Consider the following 22656-nt stretch of genomic DNA (forward strand, 5'->3'; position numbering starts at 1 on the left):
GACGTCTAAATAACTTCCAGAGCCCTCTCTATGAGTCCCTGTCGGTATTCCGGATAAGCGGCAAGTCCCTTATGGATCACATGCACCTGGAAGCCAAAACGTCGAAAAAGTTCTGCAATCTGTCTGGTATCTCCATGGTCTTCTTCTAATATATGGCCAAATGAATTTGTTGTCAGAGGCTGCATTTTCAGAGTTCCATGGAACTGCTGCCGACGAAGATCCGCTGCAATCCGGCTCAATCCATCCCGGTCAATCAAAGAGGCAACATAAGCATTATTCACGTCATGCTCGAGAAAAGCTTCCTGAAGCTGTTGATACATCTTTTTTAACGATCGATCCGTCTCATATCCGATCAAAATATACTTCTCACTGTTTTGAATATGCAAGGACCGGGCAACCAAATCAGCCAGCCGGTTTGCACTGGACAGATCCTCCTCATCCAATATCGGAGGCAGGACACAGACTTCCCGGAATTTCCTCTTTTCTTTTTCAAATTTCACATCACCAAGCATGGCCTGGTAGAGTGGGCCGTCCATCATGATCGTCGGAAAGACAACAATTCGATCATATCCATCTTCCGCCGCCTGCTCTAAAGCTTCTTTCATGCTTAAAAGAGATGCCGCCATACTGGAAAACGACATTTGGCCCATGTATTCGGGTGCAGGCATAAGATCTGTTCCATTCCTTTTTCTCTGAATGGAATCCTTCAAAGCAACTTCACGAACAATATCATTGATGATTGCTGTATACAAGCCCACATTTTCCGGCAATACCTGCATCAGCTCCATCCGCATGTGGTGAAGTCCTTCCCGCGCTTCCAGGAAATTCGTTGTGCCATGATTCGCTATGATAACAGCAGTCTTCATAGTAAAGCCCCTTTCCTCTATGCCATTCTGATCACGTGTAGTTTTCTTGCTTCGCAACTCCCACTGTGATTCTATTCGAAAAAGCGATCACTTGCTTTCTTCATTTCGATTATATCACTTACAGGAACGAAATAGCATAAATGATAGATGAAATTGCAAACAATCAGAAGCCAACGACGCTGAATAACCTTTCATCTTCTTTCACTGGCACTTCTTTTTTCTCAAAGCTTTCTATATGAATCCAATGAGAAGCGCGGGTGATTCCAGGCACAAACGCCACAACATCCAAGGGAGTTCCCTGTACTTCTGCTGTCACTGATCCATCATATTCATTCTTTACAAAACCGGTCAGACCATAATAATCTGCCACCTGCTTTGCGGTATAGCGAAAGCCGACTCCCTGGACTTCCCCATGAAAACAATAGCGTATTCTTACCTTCTTCAAATCAGTCAGGCCTCTTTCTAACAAACTTCTTTTTAACAAACTTCTTTTTAACAAACTTCTTTTTAACAAACTTCTTTGAAAAAAATCCTGTAAAAGAAGCGTCAGACCACACTGCTTTTACAGGATTTGAAGATACGGACAATGGGACTTGAACCCACACGTCGTTAGACACAGGAACCTAAATCCTGCGCGTCTGCCAATTCCGCCATGTCCGTAAATATTTCCGGTGGAAAAAATCCACCGGAAATTATTGTAACCTTTATTCCCCTTCTTTGTCCAGTAGGGAATTACTCCTCTTCGTCTTCTCCCAGACTCTTCAATGCATTCAGAAGATCATCGGAATTGATCTCTGAAAGGGAATCCAAAGCCTCCCAGAACTTGCCCTGACCGGCATTGGGATTGTATTCGCATCCGGCACCGCAGCTCCCACAGTCATGAGCGCAATTCTCAGGTTCATTAAAATTTGTATTCGTATTATCTGCCATAATGGCCTCCTATTCCGTAATTAATTCGAATGTAATGGTTCTTTTATCATAACCGGATTTACATGGGAAGGCAATAAACGATAATCCACTTTTGTATGATGATCTTCCTATGATTTCTTTTTCTTATCCGTGTCAGTGAACAATCTGTCCAAAACTGTCCGATAAGTCGGATCCAGCCGCCAGACAGAATTCTCTCTCAGCCCTCCATGGGCATAGTCTTTCCTGTAGTTGTCCCCATCAATAAAGCGGATATAAGCCTGCTTTTGAAGCTTTCCTCCTCTTTCTTTTAAAGCACTGTCAGACAAAAGCCAGATCCGAATTGTATGATCCGTTACATTTCCTGCGGAATCCTCTGCCCGATAGGTCAGGGTCATCCATCCGCAGTCTGAAAAGCCATCGAACTCTTCCGGGCAAAAGTCCAGGAGTCTTACCTTCCCGGCTGCTTCCCTCTGCCAGCCCTGTGCTTGGGAGCCTATGACTTCTTCAGTCTCCAGCGGAGTATCCGGGCTATCCTCTCTGTCATAAGCCTTAATAAGCTGTAAAAGCTCAATTTGCGTAGGCTTATGATTCAAAAAGAACTCATCTTTTCCCTCAAAATACGGGGCCTGATCCCATATGGCGTAAAGATGAATTTCTTTTCTGCTTTCTCCTTGAATACCCAAAGCTTTTGCCAGGTCCCTGATTCGAATTTTCGAAGACCAGGTGGAGTCCCCGGGATTGAAAGGCAGATCCGGCGTAAAAGAATCCGCTTGAAAGCTCCACCCTTGAAAGAGATACTGATCTCTCCCATCTTTTTGTTTGCTTTGATTGATAAAAGCGTTATCAGCAATTCCAATGGAAGACCAGACCTTATCCTCTGCCGGCATATCGCCGCTGATCTGCCCGTTCTGCCCACCCTTGTCATTGGCATGATAAATAATTCGATAACGGTTTTCTTCCCATTCCGCCTTTAAGGTAACTACGCCTCCATCCTGGTTTCCCCGATAGAACTCTTTCGGCTGTAAAATTCCCTCCGGGCCCTTCCAACCGATAAAGGTCGATCCTTCCAGAGACGGCTTGTCCGGATGCAGGTAGGTCTTTTTTCCATAGATGACTGTCTGATCTGGAAAATTCCCGCTTCCCCCATTCAGATCATAATGAATGGTATGAATTCCTCTTCTTGGAATAGAAACTGTCATCATATCAGAGAGCTGACCGGTATAGGATCTGGCACACAGATGAAGATAGTATTGTCTGGCCGTGTTCACATAGTCCGAAGGGATGTCCATCCCGAGACTCCGTGTATTCCCGCTGAAATCGCTGCTTGAGAGCCAGTGGAAATTCTGCAGGGAAATATTATTTTCATTTTCATCGATTCGATAATAGAAACCGGTCAGATAATCTGTTGCATCCATAGCAACCCCTTCATCGGGGACAAAGGACTCTTTATGACTGTTTTTATGATAGGCTATATAGTCATAATGATAAGTACCGGCCGCACGGTTTGCACTTCCTGTAAAATCTGCATGCAATTGATAATTGTCCAGATTCGAAAAAGAAACAGACGGTCGATAAGGCTTTGCGCCCGGAACTTCCATAGGATTCATCCAGAATGACTTATGCAGATCGACACCCATGATATTTCTCACATTTGACCAGTCAGAAAGGAAGGCTCCACAATCCTGGTCCGGGAGCCAGATGACAGTTCCGTCGCTTTTTCTGATAAAATGGCGCAGCATGAAATCCTTTGTATACCTGGACCTCTGATAAGTGCAGGAGTATAGCTGCAGATAGATCTTCCCGTCCCGATATATGGTTCGATCCGCTGTATTTGACATGTAGCGTGGATCAAATGGCCATTGGTCTGTATTTCCCTCATCGGAATAAGTCATGGGCAGGATCGAATTCTCTGACAGGCTGTCCGAAGCACGTACAGACTTTTCCTGATACATAGAAAACAGCAGAAGAAAAAACAGAATCAATATGAGAGAAAAATGTTTTCGATTCCAATTGATATGCCACCGATAGCCTTTCATACCCCGCCTCCCCTTGTAAAAAGTATCGCTTCCAAGATCCGCTGACAAAAAATCAAACGAACAAAAGAGTTGTAATCAGTTTAACAAGGATTTTCGAAAGCGTGTATAAACAATAATGAAGACTTTCTAAAGGCTGAAATTTCTATAAACAATTTCTATCATAAGTCTAAACTTTAAAAGGATGGTCTTCCTTTCTGCCATAAGCCTAAACTCAAAAGGATGGTCTTCCTTTCTGCCATAAGCCTAAAAAAAGGCTGACGCCTAATCAGACGTCAGCCTCTAATATTAGTCTTGTGAAATTTTATCGAATCAATCTCCAGTGCTTTAAGGCCTTTGCAATCCCATGTTCCTCCACCTTATCTGTCACATAAGCGGCATAAGGATCCAGTACCGGATCATGCTTTTTCATCACAGTAGAATGTTCGGGTGCAATTTTGAACATGGCCAGATCATTCGATGAATCGCCGAAGACATAAATATCATCCCGCTTGATTCCGAGAAGTTCTGCCATATGGAGAATCGCCTGTCCCTTATCATAACCCTTGGGAACACATTCATAAAAGCCTCCCCTCCGGTCCATGATATCAAAGTCATCGGAAAAGTCCCTGATAAAGCCCTCGATATCGGATTCTTCATCCGCCTGGACACAGAACTTTGAGATCTCATAATGACCTTCGAAATCAGAGGTACTCACCGCATAGAGCTTTTCGGTCTGTGCCTTCATATAGTTCATCACTTCCATCCTGGACACTTCCGGACGATAGTGATTACATTCCGATCCTTCCGCAACAACACCGATATTATAAATCTTGTCTGCATGAACCACTCTCTGCTGGAGTTCATCCGGCATAGAATAATAGAAGATTCTTTTTCTTTGATAGGTCAGTTCCGTTCCGCAGCCGGCCAGGATCCCATCCATTGGCAGGATCCTTTCCATTTGCTTCAGCATGCACTCACAGCGTCCGGAATTGATAAAGGACAGACAGCCATTCTTCCGGGCTTCTTCAATCGCACGGATCGCCGATTCCGGAACCTGGTGAGTCTTCTCGGAGAGCAAGGTCCCATCGATATCAAAGAACAGAGCCTTCATTAAGAGTTCTCCTTCAACATCTCATCCATGGTCCGCCAGCCGAGCATGGCACATTTGGTCCGGGCCGGCATATGGCGGATATCCTTCAGAATACCGGCTTCTTCCAGCTCATCTACTTCTTCCTCAGTAACTTCACCGGTGATCATACGATGGAAAACATCTGCCAGATGCTCTGCTTCTTCCACCGGCTTTCCGATGACAAGGTCCAGCATCATGTCAGCAGATGCCTGGGAAATGGCACATCCGTCTCCGACATAGCCTCCGTCGACAACCTTACCATCTTCTACCCGGAGGGAAAGTGTAATGTCATCTCCACAGGAAGGATTGACTCCCTCCAGTTCCATATTTGCATCTTTTATCGCATGCTTATGCACCGGGTTCATATTGTGATCCGTCAGGATCTCATTATAAAAGGTATTATTTGCAGGCATAATTTCCTCTTTTCCTTACTCCGACCTCTCAGGTCGGAATTGTTCAATCCTTATATCCCATCTCCGGCCGGATCATAGACAGGGCATGTAAGAAGGCATCGACATCTTCCTCTGTATTATAAAAGGCCAAAGAAGCACGGGTCGTCGACATGACACCAAGGAATTTATGAAGAGGCTGTGCGCAATGATGACCGGCGCGAACAGCCACATGATAAGAATCGAAAATCGCAGCCACATCATGGGGATGAACGCCGTCGATCTGAAAGGTCACAATCCCATGATGGTCTTCTGCTTTGTCCGAGCCAATGATGTGAACATGATCGATCTCCTTCATGCCATCCATCATCCGTTTGGTCAGGTCCAGTTCCCGGCTCTCGATCAGATCCCAGCCAAAACGGTTGACAAAGTGGATTGCAGCTTCCAGACCGACTGCACCGCCCACATTGACGGTCCCGGCCTCAAATTTATGCGGAAGCTCTGCATAGGTGGCACCCTCCAGAGTCACATATTCGATCATCTCACCGCCGTAAAGGAAGGGCGGCATTTTTTCCAAAAGCTCCTCTTTTCCATAGAGCACACCGATCCCCATGGGAGCATACATCTTATGCCCGGAGAAAGAAAGGAAGTCTACATCCAGATCCTGAACGTCCACCTTCATATGAGGAACGCTCTGGGCTCCATCACAGGAAAAGACGGCACCATGCTTATGAGCGATCTGCGCCATAGCTTTGATGTCATTTTCCCGGCCGAAAACATTAGAGACCTGAGTGATCGAGACAAGCTTGGTACGATCTGAAATGTGTTCTTCCAGGCGTTCGGGCGGCAGGAAACCATCCGGATCCGGTTCGAGATAGATAAGCTTTGCCCCTGTTGCCTTGGCAACATTCTGCCAGGGGAGCATATTGCTGTGATGCTCCATGACGGAAATAATGATCTCATCACCTTCTTTTAAGAAATGCAGACCATAACTATAGGCAATCAGATTCAAGGATTCTGTTGCATTCCGCGTAAAAACAATGTCCGAAGCCTTCTTGGCATGGATAAAGTCCGCGACCGTCTGGCGGGCACTTTCATAGGCATCTGTTGCAGCAAGGGACAATTCATAAAGTCCGCGCAGGGGATTTGCATTATTTTTCTCATAATAATCCGTCACAGCCTTTAACACGCAAGGCGGCTTCTGGGTCGTGGCAGAATTATCGAGATAGATCACATTCCGATTCTCAAAGACCGGAAATTCCTTTCGAATCAGCTTATCTTCCTTCGTCATATTTCTTCCATTCTAATCAGTCAGTCAACCAGTCAATCAACCAATCAACCAGTCATTCATACCATTTTATTCCTCACCGAGGAATTCCCGGACCTCAGCTCTTGTTTCCTCATCCGGGATCTTGGCTTTCACGGCATCAATTCTTGCCTGCGCCATCATTTCATAGATCTCTTCTTCCGTCAGTCCTCTGGACTGGAGATAGAACATAAGACCACTATCAAGCTTTCCGATCGATGCACCGTGATTTCCCTCAACATCCTCTTCATCGCAAAGGATGACCGGTATGGTCCGGTTGATAACGCCTTCATCCATGAGAAGAACATTCTCCATCTCGGTGCCGGTCGATCCGCCACATCCCCGATGGAAATCGATGGTTCCACGGAAAAGTTTATCTGCCTGATCCCGAAGAACACCGGAAGCATTGATATCACAGTTAGACTTTCTGCCATTGTGGTTGGCCACATAGTTCATATCCAGCTTGTGACGACCAGTCACGATATATCCGATATCTGTTGCCAGATCGGACTTATAACCGGAAAGCTCCGTGAAGGAGCCATAGTAATTATTCCGTCCGCCGAGGATCAGCTGGATCAGGCGGAAATTGCCATGATCTTCCACTTCTCCCCCGATATCATTCAGGAAATCCATGTGATCCGGCAGATAATTAACCTGAACCAGGGTCAGCTTTGCGTAGGGTTCGACATGATAGCGGGTCTGGAGAGCCGCCGTCGCATCCTCCTTGGAAACAGACCGGAAATTCATAACTACAGTCAGTTCCGTATTTTCCCCTACAGAAATATCGACCGCGTCCGTATATGCCTTGTCGCCGGCATAGTCGAAATCGAGATGGGCATTCTGCAGCCGTCCGGCATTTTTCTCCGTTTCCAGGACATGAATTGGGGTCTTCGATGCCTTAACGAGCCGGTCTATATTTGTCCCCATGCCGGTACGAAGGTCAGAAAGTGCGGATTCTGTAGACTCGCGGACCGAGATCCCGTCCGGAATATCCTGAGACAGGGCGGACGGCTTTCCTACGGGGACCCCTGTAAGATCCGTTTCATTCATATGAAGCCAGTTCCAGGTCAGACTTGGAATCCGGTTTACGATAAAATGTGTATTATTCATGATTCCACTCCTTAACCAATTGCGCCCTTCATTTCCAGGCCGATCAGATTATTCATCTCAACTGCATACTCCAAAGGCAATTCCTTACCGACATTATCAGCGAAGCCGCGAACGATCAGTGCCCGGGCGTCTTCTTCGGTCATGCCGCGGGACATGAGATAGAAGACAACATCATCCGAGATCCGGCCGATTTTTGCCTCATGTCCGACATCACAATCCTCCGTACGGATATCCATAGCCGGTATGGTATCGGAACGGCTGATATTATCAACCATCAGAGACTGACAGGAAGTCGAAGACTTAGAACCCTTGGCCTTCGGTGTCATGACAACAGAGGAACGGAAGGTGGAAATACCGCCGTCCTTACTGATGGACCGGGTATTGACATAGCTGCTGGTGTGGGGTGCATTGTGAACAGTCTTGCATCCGGTATCCAGATTCTGGCCCTTGCCGGCGAAGGTAACGCTGGTAAATTCAGACCGGGCGCCCTCTCCGTTCAGAACGGACATCGGATAGAGATAAGAAACATGGGAACCGAAGGAACCGGAGATCCATTCGATCTTACCGCCTTCTTCCACCTTGGCACGCTTGGTGTTCAGGTTATACATGTTCTTGGACCAGTTCTCAATGGTCGAATAGCGCAGGGTTGCGTTCTTTCCGACGAAGAGCTCTACGGCACCGGCATGAAGGTTTGCCACATTATACTTGGGTGCGGAACATCCCTCGATGAAGTGAAGGTAAGCGCCCTCTTCCACAATGATCAGGGTGTGCTCGAACTGGCCGGCACCGGCTGCGTTGAGGCGGAAATAGGACTGAAGGGGAATGTCCACATGGACGCCGGCCGGTACATAGACGAAGGAACCGCCGGACCAGACTGCTCCGTGCAGTGCTGCGAACTTATGATCGTTCGGTGTGATCAGCTTCATGAAGTGATCGCGGATCATATCTGCATAGGGTCCGTGAAGAGCGGACTCGACATCACTGTAGATAACGCCCTGGGCAGCAACCTCATCCTGAACATGGTGATAGACCAGCTCGGAATCGTACTGGGCGCCGACACCGGCCAGGGATTTCCGCTCTGCCTGAGGAATTCCAAGCTTTTCGAAGGTATCCTTGATATCTGTCGGGACGTCCTTCCAGTCGCTCTGCATCTTATTGTTCTTGGGACGGACATAGGTCACGATGTGGTCCATATCCAGGCCATCGATGGAAGGGCCCCAGTCGGGAACTTCCATTTTATTGTAGATTTCCAGGGACTTCTGACGGAAATCCGCCATCCACTGGGGATCATTCTTCTCTTTGGAGATCTCTGCCACGATTTCCGGTGTCAGGCCCTCCTGTAATTTGAAAGCATCGTCTTCGGAATAACGGAAGTCGTACATGCTCCGGTCAATATCCTTGACCTCGGTCTTTTCCTTTGCCATGATCTGACTCCTTAAAACTTACTGATTGATATATTTCTCGAAACCATTCTCGTTGATATCATCAACAATGGATGCGTCACCCTCGGCAACGATTTGTCCGCTGACTAAAACATGTGTCTTGTCAATGGTCAGGCTCTCTAAGATCCGGGTCGAGTGGGTAATGATGATCAGTGCTCCTCCAACCGACTTCTTATACTCTTCGACACCCTGGGATACGGTACGAACGGCATCGACGTCCAAACCGGAGTCGGTCTCATCAAGGATGGCGAGACTGGGCTTCAGCATCAGAAGCTGAAGAATCTCTGCCTTTTTCTTCTCACCGCCGGAGAATCCGACATTCAGATCACGGTCTGCATAAGAAGGGTCCATATTTAAGAGTTCCATTGTCTTCTGAAGCTCCTTCTTGAAGTCCCAGAGGCGAATGTGCTGACCGGTCTTATTTTCAATCGCTGTACGGATAAAGTTGGACAGGGTGATGCCCGGGACTTCTACCGGATTCTGGAAAGAGAGAAACATTCCCAGTTTTGAGATCTTATCAGTTGTAAGATCTGTGATATCCTGACCTTCGAAATAAATCTTGCCGCCATCGATCTTATAACGGGGATCGCCCATCAGGGTCGAACCGAGTGTGGATTTTCCGGCACCGTTCGGTCCCATCAAAACATGGGTCTCACCGCTGTTTACAACGAGATCTACGCCATGCAGAATTTCCTTTGCTTCATCGTCTGCTACAGATACCTTCAGGTCCTGTACTTTTAAAAGTTCTTCAGCCACCTTGCAGCCTCCTTCATTTTCAATGGATACATGAAAAGGTTCCGTTTGCTTTGGGTCCGGCCCCTTTTATTTCTTTTGTTCTGGTATTCTCAGCCTGGGACAGGCAGTAAGTAAAATAAACCAAATGGGAAATACAATTTGAGAAATACAATTCGAGAAATACAATTCGAATCGTATAAATCATAATTCCTATGGGATTACTATGTTATTATATCCCAGTGCAGTTTATTATACCATAGACAATCCGGGCCTTCTTGTATTTTTTCTAATAAAAAGACTATTCTTTGCGATTGTATATGTATGTTGGAAATGCAACATCTGACCGTCTGTCAGAGCTTGTATGGAAAAAACGACGGTGATCGTTTCTACAGGATTCCCGTCTGTTTGAGAAAGCCCGGCATTTGCCGGGCTTTTCTAGAGGTTTTGATCTATACGGATCACTTTGTAAATCCCTGCAAGATCTTGTACAGTTCGTGATAAAGGATCATGGCATCATCTTCACTCAGCTTGATGCAGGGAGCAACAAGTCCCGGAACATCCTTCAGCTTATCGCGCAAGTCCATGCCCTTTTCTGTAATTTCCACCAGAACAACGCGCTCATCTTCCTGAGACCGGGTCCTCTTGACCAGACCACTTTCTTCCATTTTTTTAAGCAGCGGTGTCAGTGTTCCGGTATCCAGGAAAAGTTTCTGTCCAAGATCTCCAACTCGAAGTTTCCTGTCTTCCCAAAGCACCATTAATGTGATGTACTGGGTGTAAGTAAGGCCGATGGGTTTCAGATAGGGCGTATACTGCTTGACCACCTCACGGCTTGCTGCATAGAGGGGAAAACAAAGCTGATGATCCAGGCGAAGCGCCTCATATTCCTGTCTTTCTTCCTCGCTGATCTTCTTTTCTCCAGCTTTCTTCCATTCTTCCTCTGTCATATTCCATCCTTTTCCTGTCTTTATCGTTTTTATTCTTTGCTGTATTATCTTATGTCATAATGAAAAGAATTTCAAAAACATCTTTCGAAATCCGTCAGGCAAAGAGAGATGCGATATAGTTGCTGAACTCTTTCATATCATAGGTCGGCTCAAATCGACCGATCACATTACCCTCGCGGTCGATCACAAACTTGGTGAAATTCCACTTGATATCCGGATTCTTCTTATAGTCCTTATCAATCTTCTTCAGAAGGCCCGACATCATGAGTGCCTTCGGTCCCTTGCCAAAACCTTCAAAGCCCTTCTGGCTCTTCAGAAAAGTGTACAGCGGAAGTTCGTTTTCCCCATTGACATCGGATTTCTTCATCTGCGGAAACTGTGTATGGTACTTCAGTGTGCAGAATTCATGAATCTCCTCATCTGTTCCCGGTGTCTGACCGGCGAACTGATTGCAAGGGATATCCACGATCTCAAGTCCCTTGTCATGAAATTCTTCATAAAGCTTCTCCAGCGGCTCATAATGAGGAGTAAATCCACATCCGGTTGCAGTATTTACAACAATAACGATCTTACCCTTAAAATCGGACATTTTCTGCTCTGTTCCATCGGTTTTCGGTACACTGTAATCATAAAATCCTGCCATAATAAGCCTCCTTCTTTTGTCTTATTCAGCGATCAAACATACGTATGATCTATATATTATTTTTGATATCTATATATTATTTTGTACAATATAATTTGTCAACATTTTTATAAAATATAGACCATTTTTTGAAAGAGAAAGGCTTCCCATCACAAAGCAAATGCCTGCCTGCATAAAGCAAATTCCTACCTGCATAAAGTAAATGCCTACCTGCCTAAAGCGAATTCCTACCTGCCTGGCATTCCCGTGTCACTCTTCTCCACTTACTGCTTTTTGGATCTCTTCGATCAATTCTTTTCGAATTCCCGTGATTGCCATATCTTTCCTGGTCATAACACCATAAAGGATTTCTCCCTCTTCCCGGGAAAGAGTAATTCCAGGCTCCTCTCCCTTCGGATATTCGGTGAAACTTTTCGGACTGATATTCGAAAGACCATTTTGCTTCATCATAATATTCATAATGTAATCCGAATTGGTCGTCACAGCTGCCGAAAGTCCGGAGAGGGCTTCGCCGGTCTCTGCCACCTTCCAGTCGGATTGCCTACGGAAGGGATCCATCTCCATCTGAATCAGAGGATGTGCCTGCCAGTCTGTCTTCTGTCTATTCCCCATTACCTGTCCCTTCCTGTCCCTCTGTCCAGACCCATTTTCCACGTTGCTTCCTTGTTCCTGCCGCTTCCCCCGACCATGCGCATGGATCCGTCCATTCTCCTTACCAGCCATATCTTCTGTCATGAAATAGAGCATAGCCGGAGTTTTCCCGAGAATTTCAAAGTCCAGTTGGTATCTCTTCCATTCATAGCGGAAGCGATCCATTTCTTCCGGGAAAATATAAACAAATCCGATATCGTCCTCCATCTCCCGAATCCTCTGCATGATGTGAAATGTAGAATCTGTGTGAATGTTATAACGGATTCCTTCTGCTTCATGTTTTTTATAGAAGTCTGAGAAATGTCTGGCGAACCAGGAACTTGGATTGGTCGCGATACGAATGACGTCGCAGTCGGAATCCATAGATAAAAGTTCCAGCTTTTCCAGCTCCTCCAGGATCGATCTCACCTGAAGATAGAATTGCCTTCCCCTGGGCGTCAGGCGGATGCCGCCGGCTTCCCGGAAAAACAGACTGTAAGAGAGTTCTTTTTCCAGGGAAGCTATGGTTTTACTGACATTGGATTGTGTTGTATAAAGTATTTTCGCTGCTTCGCTGAAGGAGCTGCTTTCTGCTGCGGCTGCGAAGTATTGCAATTGTTTGGTTTCCAGCATTTAGTTTCCTTTCCTCTCTTTTCAAAGCCACAGGCCCACCAGTGGGGCTTCCAACCAAGGATCATATCCAGCCATCCCGCCCGAGAATCATATCCAAACATCCCGCCAGTAGGTCTTCTGCCCGAGAATCATATCCAACCATCTCGCCAGCAGGTCTTCCGCCCTCAGGATTGCTTCGCCCGTAACTTCATCGAACGGTCAACCTCGAAAAGCGGCCCTTCGGAACTCGCCGCTTCGCGGCTCAAACAGTCCTCGGGCTATCGCTTTTCGAGGTTGACCGTTCGGAAGTTACATGGGCTTGCAAAATTCGGGCGGAAGGCCTGCTGGCGGGATGGTTTATATTGTTCTTACGGGCGAAGCAATCCTGAGGGAGGAGGGCCTGCGGCCAGGACGGTTCATATTGATCTTATGGGCGAAGCAATCCTGAGGGTGGAAGGCCCGCTGCCGGGATGGTTTATATTGTTCTTACGGGCGAAGCAATCCTGAGGGTGGAAGGCCTGGTGGCGGGGCGGTTTATATTGTTCTTATGGGCGAAGCTCGAGATCCTTGGTGACCTGATAATAGTCGCAGGCGTGGGGCGTATAGTTCTCTACTTTGGACTGAGAGATCATACTCATCTTCAGAAAGGCGATGAATACGAAGGCATCGTCATTCAGGACTTCCTCCTGCATTTTGATTGCCAGTTCATTTCGTTGGTCCGTATCAAAAGTTTTGGACATCTGATCGATCAAAGCATCCAGATCCGAGTTCGAATAGCCGCCCTGATTCTTCGGTGCACCGGTTCTGGCGAAAACGGTGAACCAATACTGGGGATCGCCTGTCGGGCACTGGACATTCGCCATGGCATAGACATCCCATTTGGAAGGGTCCTTGACGATCTCATTCTGGCTGGCGGTAGAATTGATTTCCACTTTGATGCCGATTTTTGCCAGGGATGCCTGGGCAGCTTCCGCAAGGATCGGAAGTTCCTGGCGGCTCGGATAGGTCAGCCACTTAACGATCAATTTCTTTCCGTCTTTCTCCCGGATGCCGTCTTTGTCTGTATCCAGCCAGCCGGCTTCTTCCAGAACTTTTTCTGCACCTTTTGGATCATATTTTTTTGCCTGAACCTGATCTCCTCCGAAAGAAAAACCGGAGGGAAAGACGCCCTGTGCCACAGTTCCGTTGCCCTCGAGAAGGTTCTTTACAAAGCCTTTTTTGTCAATACCCATGGCAATGGCTTTTCGGACGGCAGGATCTGAGCAGACAGAAGCGGTATTAAAGTTCATTTTGGCAAAGAAACAGCGGGAAGTCGCGATCTGTTTGATCTTGTAAGAATCGTTTTGAAACTCCGGATAAGATTCATAGGCCATCCCATAGGCTGCCTGGATCTCTCCGGATTGAAGTGCAGCTGCCAGGGTGTTTCCGTCGGTAATGGTTCGGATCCGGATCCGGTCGAGTTTCGGCTGACCATCCCAGTAAGCTGTATTCTTCTTCAGTGTCAGGGATTCATCCGCTTTGATCTCCGTTGCAATATATGGGCCGGTCCCGACAACAATGCCATGAGATGATCCTGCCTTCACATCAATAATGCAGGCATAGGGATCTCCCAGATAATTCATAAGTGCAGGATTTGCTTCCCTTGTATGGATGGTCAGAATCTGTCCATCCGCTTCCATGGATGAAATTTTTAAATCTGATGGTGCCCGGTCATGAACAGAAATCAGATGTTCCAGACATTCTTTCACCGCTTCTGCATCCATCTTCCTTCCATCCGAAAAGCTGACATGATCTCGCAGGGTGATCTTCCAGCTGGTATCATCGGTGTTTTCCCACTTCACTGCCAGCCAGGGTTCTACTTTCATGTCATCGGAATAGCGAACCAGAGTCTCTCCGATCCCATAACGAATGCAGGCCCAACCGGAATAGGCATTGTGAGGATCGACATTTGCTTCCTCATTGGAACTGTTGAAAGTGGTATCTCCGATCACAATTTCTTTCTTTCCCTTTCCTGCTTCCTTCCCGCTTCCGGCTTGTTGGGATGTGCTTCCGCAGGCAGTAAGGGAGGAAATCGCCAGAAGCAGTACCAGGAAAGCTGCCCAAAAACCTCTTTTGCTCTTATGGTGTATAAAACTTGTTCTCATTTTTGTTATTATTTCTGTGCTCATCTTCCAGACTTTTCTTCGGTCTATATGTCTCTAGAAGATTCTCATTTTCCAGACTTTTCCTCGATCTATATGTCTCTAGAGGATTCTCGTTTTCCAGACTTTTCTTTGGCCTATATGTCTCTAGAGGATACTCATTTTCCAGACTTCTCTTCGGTCTATATGTCTCTATAGGATACTGTCCAAGAGCCTCTTGGTACCATCGCTCTTCGGATGCCAAATGACATCCTCTGCCTTTCCTTCCTCCACGATCCTGCCCTCCTGCATGACCAGAATGCGGTCACTGTACTCGGCAGCCAGTGCGATATCATGTGTGATCATAAGTATGGTCAGGCCAAATTCTTTTTTCAATTCTTCTGTAAGGTCCATGACCTCTTTCTGGACCGTGACATCCAATGCCGATGTGGCCTCATCCAAGATCAAAAGTTTTGGTTCGGCCGCAAGTGCTCTTGCAATTGCCGCCCTCTGACATTGGCCTCCGCTCACTTCATGCGGATAACGATTTCGGATCTCTTCCGGAAGGCCGAGTTTTCTAAGAAGCGTTTTGCAGTGGCTTTGGGCATACAATTTCAATGCTTTTCTGCTCCTTTTTCCTTGCTGCCCTGCCTGCTTATTCTCCTGCTTGTCTTCTTGGTCCTTCGCTTGCTTATCTTCTTGGTTTTTCGCTTGCTTATCTTCTTGGTTTTTCTCTTGCTTTTCCTGCTGATATCCATCCAAAGATGCGAAATTCAGGATCGTTTCTTCTATTCCGGAGCCAAGACTTCTTCTCGGATCGAAACTTCCTCTCGGATCTTGGAAGACCATCTGCATCTTCTGATAGATCGGTTTCAGTTTCTTGTCTGACAAATTCGTAATATCCTGCCCCTCCAGATAGATCCGGCCCTCTGTCGGATCCAGAAGTCTTGTTAGAATACGTACCAGAGTCGTTTTCCCGCTGCCGCTTTCTCCAACGATGGAAACCGTCTCGCCTTTTTTTATTACGAAACTGACACCGTTCACGGCCGTAAGATCCGCCCGCGCCTTTAGAGGGAAAACTTTCCTGATATTTTCTGCCCTAAGCAGGACATCCTCTTTTGATTGACACATATCAAGTTTTTCTCCTTTGTTTCTCAAAACTGGAGAAATATCGTAATATAAAGTTTTTCTCAAAATTACGATAGTTTGCCCCTCCAAAACATCTATAAAAATTGCAAAAAATCGTTGTTCAGGCCGTCTTTTAAATTTACGATAGTAAAACCAACGATTCACTATCCGATTTCACAATAACTACTTCTCTTACGATATTTCACCCTTCAAACTCTCCACAGACTATCGTAAATGCGCAAGTTGGCTCATATTACGATTTTTCGCCCTACAAACTCTCCACAGACTATCGTAAATGAGAAAGTTGGCTCATATTACGATTTTTCGCCCTTCAAGCTCTCCACAGACTATCGTAAATGAGCAAGTCGCTCATATTACGATTTTTCGCCCCACAAACTCTCCTCAGACTATCGTAAATGCGCAAGTCGGCTCATATTACGATATTTCACCCAACAAACTCTCCACAGACTATCGTAAATAAGCAAGTCGGCTCATATTACGATATTTCGCCCTTCAAGCTCTCCACAGACTATCGTAAATGAGTTAATGCGCAAGTTGTCTCATATTACGATTTCTCGCCCTATGATCTGACGCATCCTTCTGCCTTCGTCTTCCTTTGTTCTGCCTTCATGATCCTCGGTTCTGCATCCAGAAGCAGCTTCGTGTATTCCGCCACAGGGTGGTTCAGGACCCGGTCCGCCGGCCCATATTCCACAGCCCGCCCGTCTTTCAGGACCAAAACCTGATCTGCCATCCGGCGGACAAGCCCCATCCGGTGGGTCACCAGAAGAATTGCCGTCTGATACTCCTCCCGGGCCAGAAGCAGCTCTTCCACCACTTGCTTCTGAATGGTCAGATCCAGGGCGGACGTCGGCTCATCCGCCAGAAGAAGCTTCGGCTTCAAAAGCATAGCTGCCACGATCCCGACCCTCTGCTGCATGCCGCCGGACAATTCAAAGGGATAAGAAGCCAGCACCCGGTCCGGGTCCTGAAAGCCGAATTTTTCCAGCAGTTTTCTTGCTTTCTTTTCAAATATAGACCGCTCCATCCTTCCCATCGTTCTTTCGATCTCATACAGTTGATCGTAAATGGTCCGCATGGGATGAAAAGAGGCTCCTGCATTCTGGAAGACCATGCCGATCTCTCTTCCGCAGAGTTTTCTTTTGTCTCTGTCGGAAATGGAAGTAAGGTCTAAATTTTCAAAGAAAATATGACCATCCTGTATCGTCCCGTCCGATCCCGGAAGTCCGATCACAGATTGTAAAAGAGTGGATTTCCCGGAACCGCTCTCACCGACGACGCAGAGGATCTCGCCCCGGTTTAAGGTGCAAGTGATGTGGGACAGAGCCAAAGAATCTCCATAGGAAATTGTCAAATCCTCTATACTGAGAAGTCCTGACATATGTATCCTTCCTCCCTTCCTTTCATGGATGTCCGATCTCCAGAAAATCTCTTAAGGCATCTCCGAAAAAGCGAAAAACTGCCACACAGATGACGATGGCAAAGCCCGGAGCCAGGGTGACCCATGGTGCTGTTGCCAGGAGATTTCGGCTGTCATTCATCATGGAACCCCATTCCGGGATCGGAGGTTTGGCCCCGAGTCCCAGGAAGGACAGACCGGCAATTTCCATCAGCATGGTCCCGATATCCAGAACTGCCGTGACAAGAATGGATCCGGCAATATTCGGTAAGATATGTCCAAAAAGGATCCCTGCTGTGGAGTCTCCGGACAGACGGGCCGCATCCGGATATAAATTCTGTTTTTCTGACAGGGTCTTACTTCTTGCCAGCCTCGCATATTTCGGCCAGCTGATCAAAGCTAAGGAAAGAACGGCATGAAAAGTGCCTCCGCCTAAAAGGGCCGCAATGGCCAGGGCAAAAACCAGACCCGGAAAGGCCAGAAAAAGGTCAGAGATCCGCATCAGAAGGCTGTCCAGCCACTTTCCATACCAGGCGGCCAGAAGGCCGATCGTCGTTCCTATGATCATAACAAGAAAGACCAGAAGCAGGGTGGACAGAATACTTGTTCTGGCGCCCAGGATGATCCGGGAAAAAGTATCCCGTCCGAAGCGATCCGTTCCCAAGATATGTGAGGCAGAGGGTCTTGCCTTGGTATTGGACAGGTCCTGCTTGTAGGGATCATAAGGCAGGAAAAAGCCGCCAAAAATTGCGATCAGAAGCAAAACAAAAGCCAGGGACCCGGAAAGTCGAAGCCGGCCGGAAATTCGAAGTCGGTTTACATTCGATCTCTGGTTTATCCCTCTCTTATGATCAAATTTATTATTCTCATGATCAAAGTTCTTATTCTCATGATCCAATTTCTTATTCTTATGATCCAATTTCTTATTCTTATGATCCAATTTCTTATTTTCCGTCTTCCTTTTAAATCTCATTTCCTTCCCCCCTCTCCCAGGCGAATCCGAGGATCCAGAAGGCAGGTGATAAGGTCCGTGACAAGATTCACCAGGACATAGATCAAAGCAAGCCACATCACATAGGAAAGGATGATGGGATAGTCTCTGAGATGGATGGCATCGACTGCCATCTTACCGACCCCGTCCCACATAAAAATGGATTCGATAATGGCCGTCCCACCCAGAAGACTTCCGGCGGACAGGGACAGTAAGGTAACAATGGTAAGAGATGCGGATCGCATGACATTTTTCCATAAGATCACGCGATCGCTGATCCCGCGGGACATCAGCCCTTTCACATAGTCCTTGCCAAGCTCCTCCAAAACAGCTGCTCTGACCTGTGGAATATACTTCGAAGACATGGCGATCGTCAGCGTGATAGCCGGGAGCATGGCGCTCTGCAGATTCACTCCGGTCGAGATCACCGGAAAAAGCTTGAACTTAAGACTGAAGACCTGCATGAGAACCATAGCAAGGAAGAAACCCGGCATAGCATTTCCGATGAAACTTAGACCTCGAATCAGGCGGTCCATGAAGTGCCCGCGGTGGATCGAAGCGAGGATGCCAAGCGGGATCGAGATCACTACCGTGAAGCCTAAGGATAAGGCGGCAAGCAGGAGGGTCGCCGGAAGTTTTGACAAAAAAGTCCGGGAGACATCCCTGCCTGAGACATAACTTTTTCCCATGTCGCCGTGGAGAAGGCCGCCAAGCCAGCTTCCGTACTGGACCAGGAAAGGCCGGTCCAGGCCCAGTTCCTCTCTCTTCTCCTGCATGCTTTCTTCAGAGACGACTGTCCCACGGGCAGAAGCCATTTCTTCCACCGCATCGGAACCCGCCACCCGCATCAGGGCAAAGCATAGAAAAGTAATGCCAAGTATTACCGGTATCAATTGTAGGAATCGTTTGATTATATATTTCATTTGATGGTTTGATCGATAGTTTAATCGAAGGTTTGATCGATGGTTTAATCGAAGGTTTGATCGATAGTCTGATCGAAGGTTTGATCGATGGTTTGATCGATGGATGAAAAAAAATCCGAATGCAGGTCAACATTCGGATTTTAACATATATTATTCTATTTTTGAAGATGTAGGACCGTAAAGTGCCTTATTTATTCCTGTATCATTATTCCAAATTGGAATAAGGCTTTCCCTCGATCTTCCTTGCCTGCAAATCGGAATATCGCTTTCTCTCGATCTTCCTTGGCCGCAAATCGGAATATCGTTTCCTCTCGGGCTTCATTTCTTCGCCTCGATCATAAACATCCGATCCGGCATATAAAATTCGTCCCTTTCCTTTAAGGCCCTCTGATAGAAATACCTGTCTGTAGCTACATCTGAGAAACCGACTTGCCGTAAAACCTCTTCATCCCACTCCGGCCGGTCCAGGGCGCTGATGGTCAGCATATGATAAATGGCATGACAACGGTCCTTCATCTCGTCGGGAATGTCTTTATGGGCTATATTTTCCGGCGACTTTAAGTTATGGGCGCCCTTGGCATATTCGGCATCAAAATTCAAGAGCAGGCCGCCCTTTTTCAAGAGACGGTACCACTCGGCATAGGCCTGAATCGGATGCGGCAGAGTCCAGGTCAGGTTTCTCGTAATAATAAGATCAAAGCTCTCGTCTGAAAAATCCAGCTTTTCCGCATCTCCTGTCATGACTCTGACGGGAGCCTCCTTGGGAAGATAGAAGTCCAGCATCCTCTCTGACTTTTCGATCATCTCTTCCGTCAGGTCGATCCCGGTCAGGTCATATCCCAGTCTTCCTAAAAGAACTTCAAAAAATCCGGCGCCGCAGCCCAGATCCAGGACTTTCAGCCTGGGCTCCTGCCTGTCAGACTTTTTGAACTGTCCGGCCTGACCCTCCGCCTTTCGTATTTCTTCCCCATCCGAATCTCCAAGAAGCCCGGCCCGAACCAGAGCGTTTTTGATCTCTCTGGTCCAGAGCTCTGCCTTCTGACTTTCAATTTCATCCCGGCGGATCCTGTAAAAGGAGTCCGCTCGGTCTGTCCAATATTCGATCACCCGATCCTTGATATCTGTCCGTTCTTCTTCAAACGGGAAATAATGCAGTTCTCCCAAAATTTATCCTTTCACTGCAGCCACCATAAAAAGCGGCGTCGCGCCGTAATTTAACTTCTCTTTCTCTGAATAGAGCCGGTCTCCGATATTCAAAACCCTGCTGACCCGGGCGGCTCCGAGTTCCTTTAAAACCGAGAGATCCCAGGCCGGCCGGTGGATCCCGGTCAGAGGCAGATGATCTGCGATTTCTTCCATCCGGTCAAAATTCTCGCCAATGTTCAGATCGCCAACCTTCTTCTCGGCAACCTTTTTCCGGTCCTCTTCGTAAGCCTTTCGGGCTTCCTCATCGACCCGGTAACTGTACCAGTTGGCATCGAAATTCAAAAGCAGGCCTCCTCTTTTCAGAACCCTGAGCCATTCCTGATATGCCTGCTTCGGATCTTCCAGATTCCAGGTCAGATTTCGTGACAGAACCACATCAAAGCTCTGATCCGAAAAAGAAAGATGGCAGGCATCCTCCTGAACAAAATGGATCCGATCTGCCAGGGAAGCGGCATTCTTTCTGGCACAGTCCAACATAGACCCGGCAAAATCTGCTGCAGTCACATGATACCCTGCCTCTGTAAGAACGATCGACAGAAAACCCGGCCCGGCTCCGACATCCAGGATCTGAATGTCCCTGGGGTTGGTCTTCGGATAGATTCTTTCGATCTCTTCTTGTAACAGTTTGGACCAGGTCTCATGCTGAATTCCGGACAGTTCTTCCCTGTTGACTTCAGAATAGCCTTCTGCCCGTTTGATCCAATAAGCATGGTTTTCCTCCCGGAGCTTTCCCTTTATGAAAGCATTTTTTTCTTCACGTTTCATTTGATTTATTTTTTCCGATCCACATTAGACGCAGCCCAAAAATCTTACCACAGACCGGCCCGCCCTTTCAATCAAAAAATTTGGCCTTCTTTCTTCCTCTCCAGAATTTCCCCGATGAAATATAAAGATCCGAAGGCAACCGTCTTTAAGCCCTTGGCCCGAGCCTCATTTTCTGCCTCCCGGATAGCCAGGGCCGGATCCTGGTAGACGTAAGCCCGGACCCCGTCTTCCTGGATCAAACGTGCAAGCTTCTGCCCCTGCAAGGCCCTTTGGTTCGAAACGGTCACTGTCCGAAAGGACTCTGCCATAGGCAGGATCTCCCGGATCATGGCATGATAATCCTTGTCCGCCAGAACACCCATGACAAAGCAGTACGGTCCCGGTCCGTATAGTCCCAAAAGGCTCTCCTTCAGAGCATGGACTCCCTGGGGATTGTGGGCTCCGTCAATGAGAAGGAAGGGCTCCTTCGACAGGACCTGCATCCTGCCCGGCCATTGGATCTGAAGAAAAGCCCGCCTTGCCGCCGACAGGATCTCCTCCTGCCCCATCTCTGGGAAAAGCACCCGGGCCGTCGTCAGAACATTGGCCATATTTTCCGCCTGATAGGCTCCGGCCAGACTGCAGGGAATGGTCTCTGCCAGTTTCTTGTCGCCTGTAGAAAGATAGACCGGCGCCCCAATCTCCTCTGCCTCCTTACAGATCACTTGCGAAGCGGCCGGATCATTCTCCGAAAGGATCAGGGGAACACCGGGACGAAGGATGCCGGCCTTTTCCCTTGCGATCTCCTCCAGGGTATTCCCTAAGATCTGCATATGATCCATGCCGATCCTTGTAATAATGGTAGCGACCGGTTTCTCATGAAGACCGGAAGTGGAGTCCAGGCGGCCACCCAGTCCGGTTTCCAGGACCACATAGTCGCAGGCCGTTTTTTTGAAATATAAAAGAGCCATAAGAAGGCTGTCATCAAACATGGTATCTTCCACGGAAGCGACTTTCTCCCGCTGTTCTTCCGGCAGGATGCTTCGATCCAGGATCCCCCGGCCGAGAGAAACCGCCTCTGCCTTTGGTATACATTTCCCATTGACCTGAATCCGCTCACAAAAGTCCACAAGATGGGGACTGGTGAAAAGGCCGGTCCGATAGCCCATCTCTTCTAAGAGCCTGGCCAGGCCTGCGGCAGTCGACCCCTTGCCGTTGGTCCCGGCGATATGGATGATCTTCATGCCCCGGTCCGGTTCGCCCATGGCTGTAAGGAATCGATCGATGACTTCCCGGCCGCTGGCCTTGCCGAAGCGTCTTTTATTCTCTATGGTCCCGATGACCTCCCGATATTCGTCCTCTGCTTTCAAGCTGATCTCCTTTCAAGAAAA

21 protein-coding genes and 1 tRNA gene are annotated in these 22656 nt (G+C 47.6%); all 22 read right to left on the minus strand.

Translation table 11 applies throughout. From position 1 onward, the window contains the following. Positions 1-5: 5 nt before the first annotated feature. Entirely contained in the window at positions 6-866 is an 861-nt protein-coding gene (locus ACKX2L_RS00820; protein ID WP_497552445.1) for a sirohydrochlorin cobaltochelatase, read from the minus strand. 163 nt (positions 867-1029) lie between these two features. Then, complete coding sequence (locus ACKX2L_RS00825) at positions 1030-1380, minus strand: acylphosphatase (RefSeq protein WP_497552446.1); 351 nt, start codon at positions 1378-1380, stop codon at positions 1030-1032. A gap of 64 nt (positions 1381-1444) precedes the next feature. Next, positions 1445-1526, minus strand: a tRNA-Leu gene (locus ACKX2L_RS00830). Between the two features lie 72 nt (positions 1527-1598). Then, a complete protein-coding gene (locus ACKX2L_RS00835; protein ID WP_497552447.1) occupies positions 1599-1796 on the minus strand; it encodes a hypothetical protein in 198 nt (65 codons plus the stop codon). Between the two features lie 107 nt (positions 1797-1903). Further along, positions 1904-3811, minus strand: coding sequence for an InlB B-repeat-containing protein (locus tag ACKX2L_RS00840; protein WP_497552448.1), 1908 nt, complete (start codon positions 3809-3811; stop codon positions 1904-1906). A gap of 301 nt (positions 3812-4112) precedes the next feature. Further along, positions 4113-4901 carry an HAD-IIB family hydrolase gene (locus tag ACKX2L_RS00845; RefSeq protein ID WP_497551159.1) on the minus strand — a complete coding sequence of 263 codons (789 nt, stop codon included), beginning with the start codon at positions 4899-4901 and terminating at the stop codon, positions 4113-4115. Further along, positions 4901-5332, minus strand: a complete 432-nt coding sequence (gene sufU, locus ACKX2L_RS00850) for a Fe-S cluster assembly sulfur transfer protein SufU (RefSeq protein WP_497551158.1) — start codon at positions 5330-5332, stop codon at positions 4901-4903. Before sufU ends, ACKX2L_RS00845 begins: the two co-directional genes overlap by 1 nt. 43 nt (positions 5333-5375) lie before the next feature. Continuing rightward, positions 5376-6599 carry an aminotransferase class V-fold PLP-dependent enzyme gene (locus ACKX2L_RS00855; RefSeq protein WP_497552449.1) on the minus strand — a complete coding sequence of 408 codons (1224 nt, stop codon included), beginning with the start codon at positions 6597-6599 and terminating at the stop codon, positions 5376-5378. Positions 6600-6665: 66 nt separating this feature from the next. Then, positions 6666-7724, minus strand: coding sequence for a SufB/SufD family protein (locus ACKX2L_RS00860; RefSeq protein WP_497552450.1), 1059 nt, complete (start codon positions 7722-7724; stop codon positions 6666-6668). A gap of 11 nt (positions 7725-7735) precedes the next feature. Then, complete coding sequence (gene sufB, locus ACKX2L_RS00865) at positions 7736-9148, minus strand: Fe-S cluster assembly protein SufB (RefSeq protein WP_497552451.1); 1413 nt, start codon at positions 9146-9148, stop codon at positions 7736-7738. Positions 9149-9166: 18 nt separating this feature from the next. After that, a complete protein-coding gene (gene sufC / locus ACKX2L_RS00870; protein ID WP_497552452.1) occupies positions 9167-9922 on the minus strand; it encodes a Fe-S cluster assembly ATPase SufC in 756 nt (251 codons plus the stop codon). A 437-nt stretch (positions 9923-10359) separates the two neighbouring features. After that, the gene (locus tag ACKX2L_RS00875) at positions 10360-10848 is read right to left on the minus strand and encodes a MarR family winged helix-turn-helix transcriptional regulator (protein ID WP_497552453.1); all 489 of its coding nucleotides are present in this window, start codon (positions 10846-10848) and stop codon (positions 10360-10362) included. A 94-nt stretch (positions 10849-10942) separates the two neighbouring features. Beyond that, complete coding sequence (locus ACKX2L_RS00880) at positions 10943-11491, minus strand: glutathione peroxidase (RefSeq protein WP_497552454.1); 549 nt, start codon at positions 11489-11491, stop codon at positions 10943-10945. A 249-nt stretch (positions 11492-11740) separates the two neighbouring features. Continuing rightward, the gene (locus tag ACKX2L_RS00885; RefSeq protein ID WP_497550740.1) at positions 11741-12754 is read right to left on the minus strand and encodes a LysR family transcriptional regulator; all 1014 of its coding nucleotides are present in this window, start codon (positions 12752-12754) and stop codon (positions 11741-11743) included. 524 nt (positions 12755-13278) lie between these two features. Next, a complete protein-coding gene (locus ACKX2L_RS00890; protein WP_497550741.1) occupies positions 13279-14877 on the minus strand; it encodes an ABC transporter substrate-binding protein in 1599 nt (532 codons plus the stop codon). Between the two features lie 189 nt (positions 14878-15066). Beyond that, the gene (locus ACKX2L_RS00895; RefSeq protein WP_497550742.1) at positions 15067-15984 is read right to left on the minus strand and encodes an ABC transporter ATP-binding protein; all 918 of its coding nucleotides are present in this window, start codon (positions 15982-15984) and stop codon (positions 15067-15069) included. 577 nt (positions 15985-16561) lie between these two features. After that, the gene (locus ACKX2L_RS00900; protein ID WP_497550743.1) at positions 16562-17383 is read right to left on the minus strand and encodes an ABC transporter ATP-binding protein; all 822 of its coding nucleotides are present in this window, start codon (positions 17381-17383) and stop codon (positions 16562-16564) included. Positions 17384-17405: 22 nt separating this feature from the next. After that, positions 17406-18374 carry an ABC transporter permease gene (locus tag ACKX2L_RS00905; protein ID WP_497552455.1) on the minus strand — a complete coding sequence of 323 codons (969 nt, stop codon included), beginning with the start codon at positions 18372-18374 and terminating at the stop codon, positions 17406-17408. Next, positions 18371-19315 (minus strand): ABC transporter permease, encoded by a 945-nt coding sequence (locus ACKX2L_RS00910; protein ID WP_497552456.1) that lies wholly within the window; start codon positions 19313-19315, stop codon positions 18371-18373. The genes ACKX2L_RS00905 and ACKX2L_RS00910 overlap by 4 nt, the downstream gene beginning before the upstream one ends. 318 nt (positions 19316-19633) lie before the next feature. Then, the gene (locus ACKX2L_RS00915; RefSeq protein WP_497552457.1) at positions 19634-20479 is read right to left on the minus strand and encodes a class I SAM-dependent methyltransferase; all 846 of its coding nucleotides are present in this window, start codon (positions 20477-20479) and stop codon (positions 19634-19636) included. Positions 20480-20482: 3 nt separating this feature from the next. Beyond that, entirely contained in the window at positions 20483-21286 is an 804-nt protein-coding gene (locus ACKX2L_RS00920; RefSeq protein WP_497552458.1) for a class I SAM-dependent methyltransferase, read from the minus strand. 71 nt (positions 21287-21357) lie between these two features. Beyond that, the gene (locus ACKX2L_RS00925; protein WP_497552459.1) at positions 21358-22635 is read right to left on the minus strand and encodes a bifunctional folylpolyglutamate synthase/dihydrofolate synthase; all 1278 of its coding nucleotides are present in this window, start codon (positions 22633-22635) and stop codon (positions 21358-21360) included. Positions 22636-22656 lie beyond the last annotated feature (21 nt).

The organism is Porcibacter vitabionis, from assembly GCF_046263795.1.
Classification (GTDB): Bacteria; Bacillota; Clostridia; order Lachnospirales; family Lachnospiraceae; genus Lachnocurva.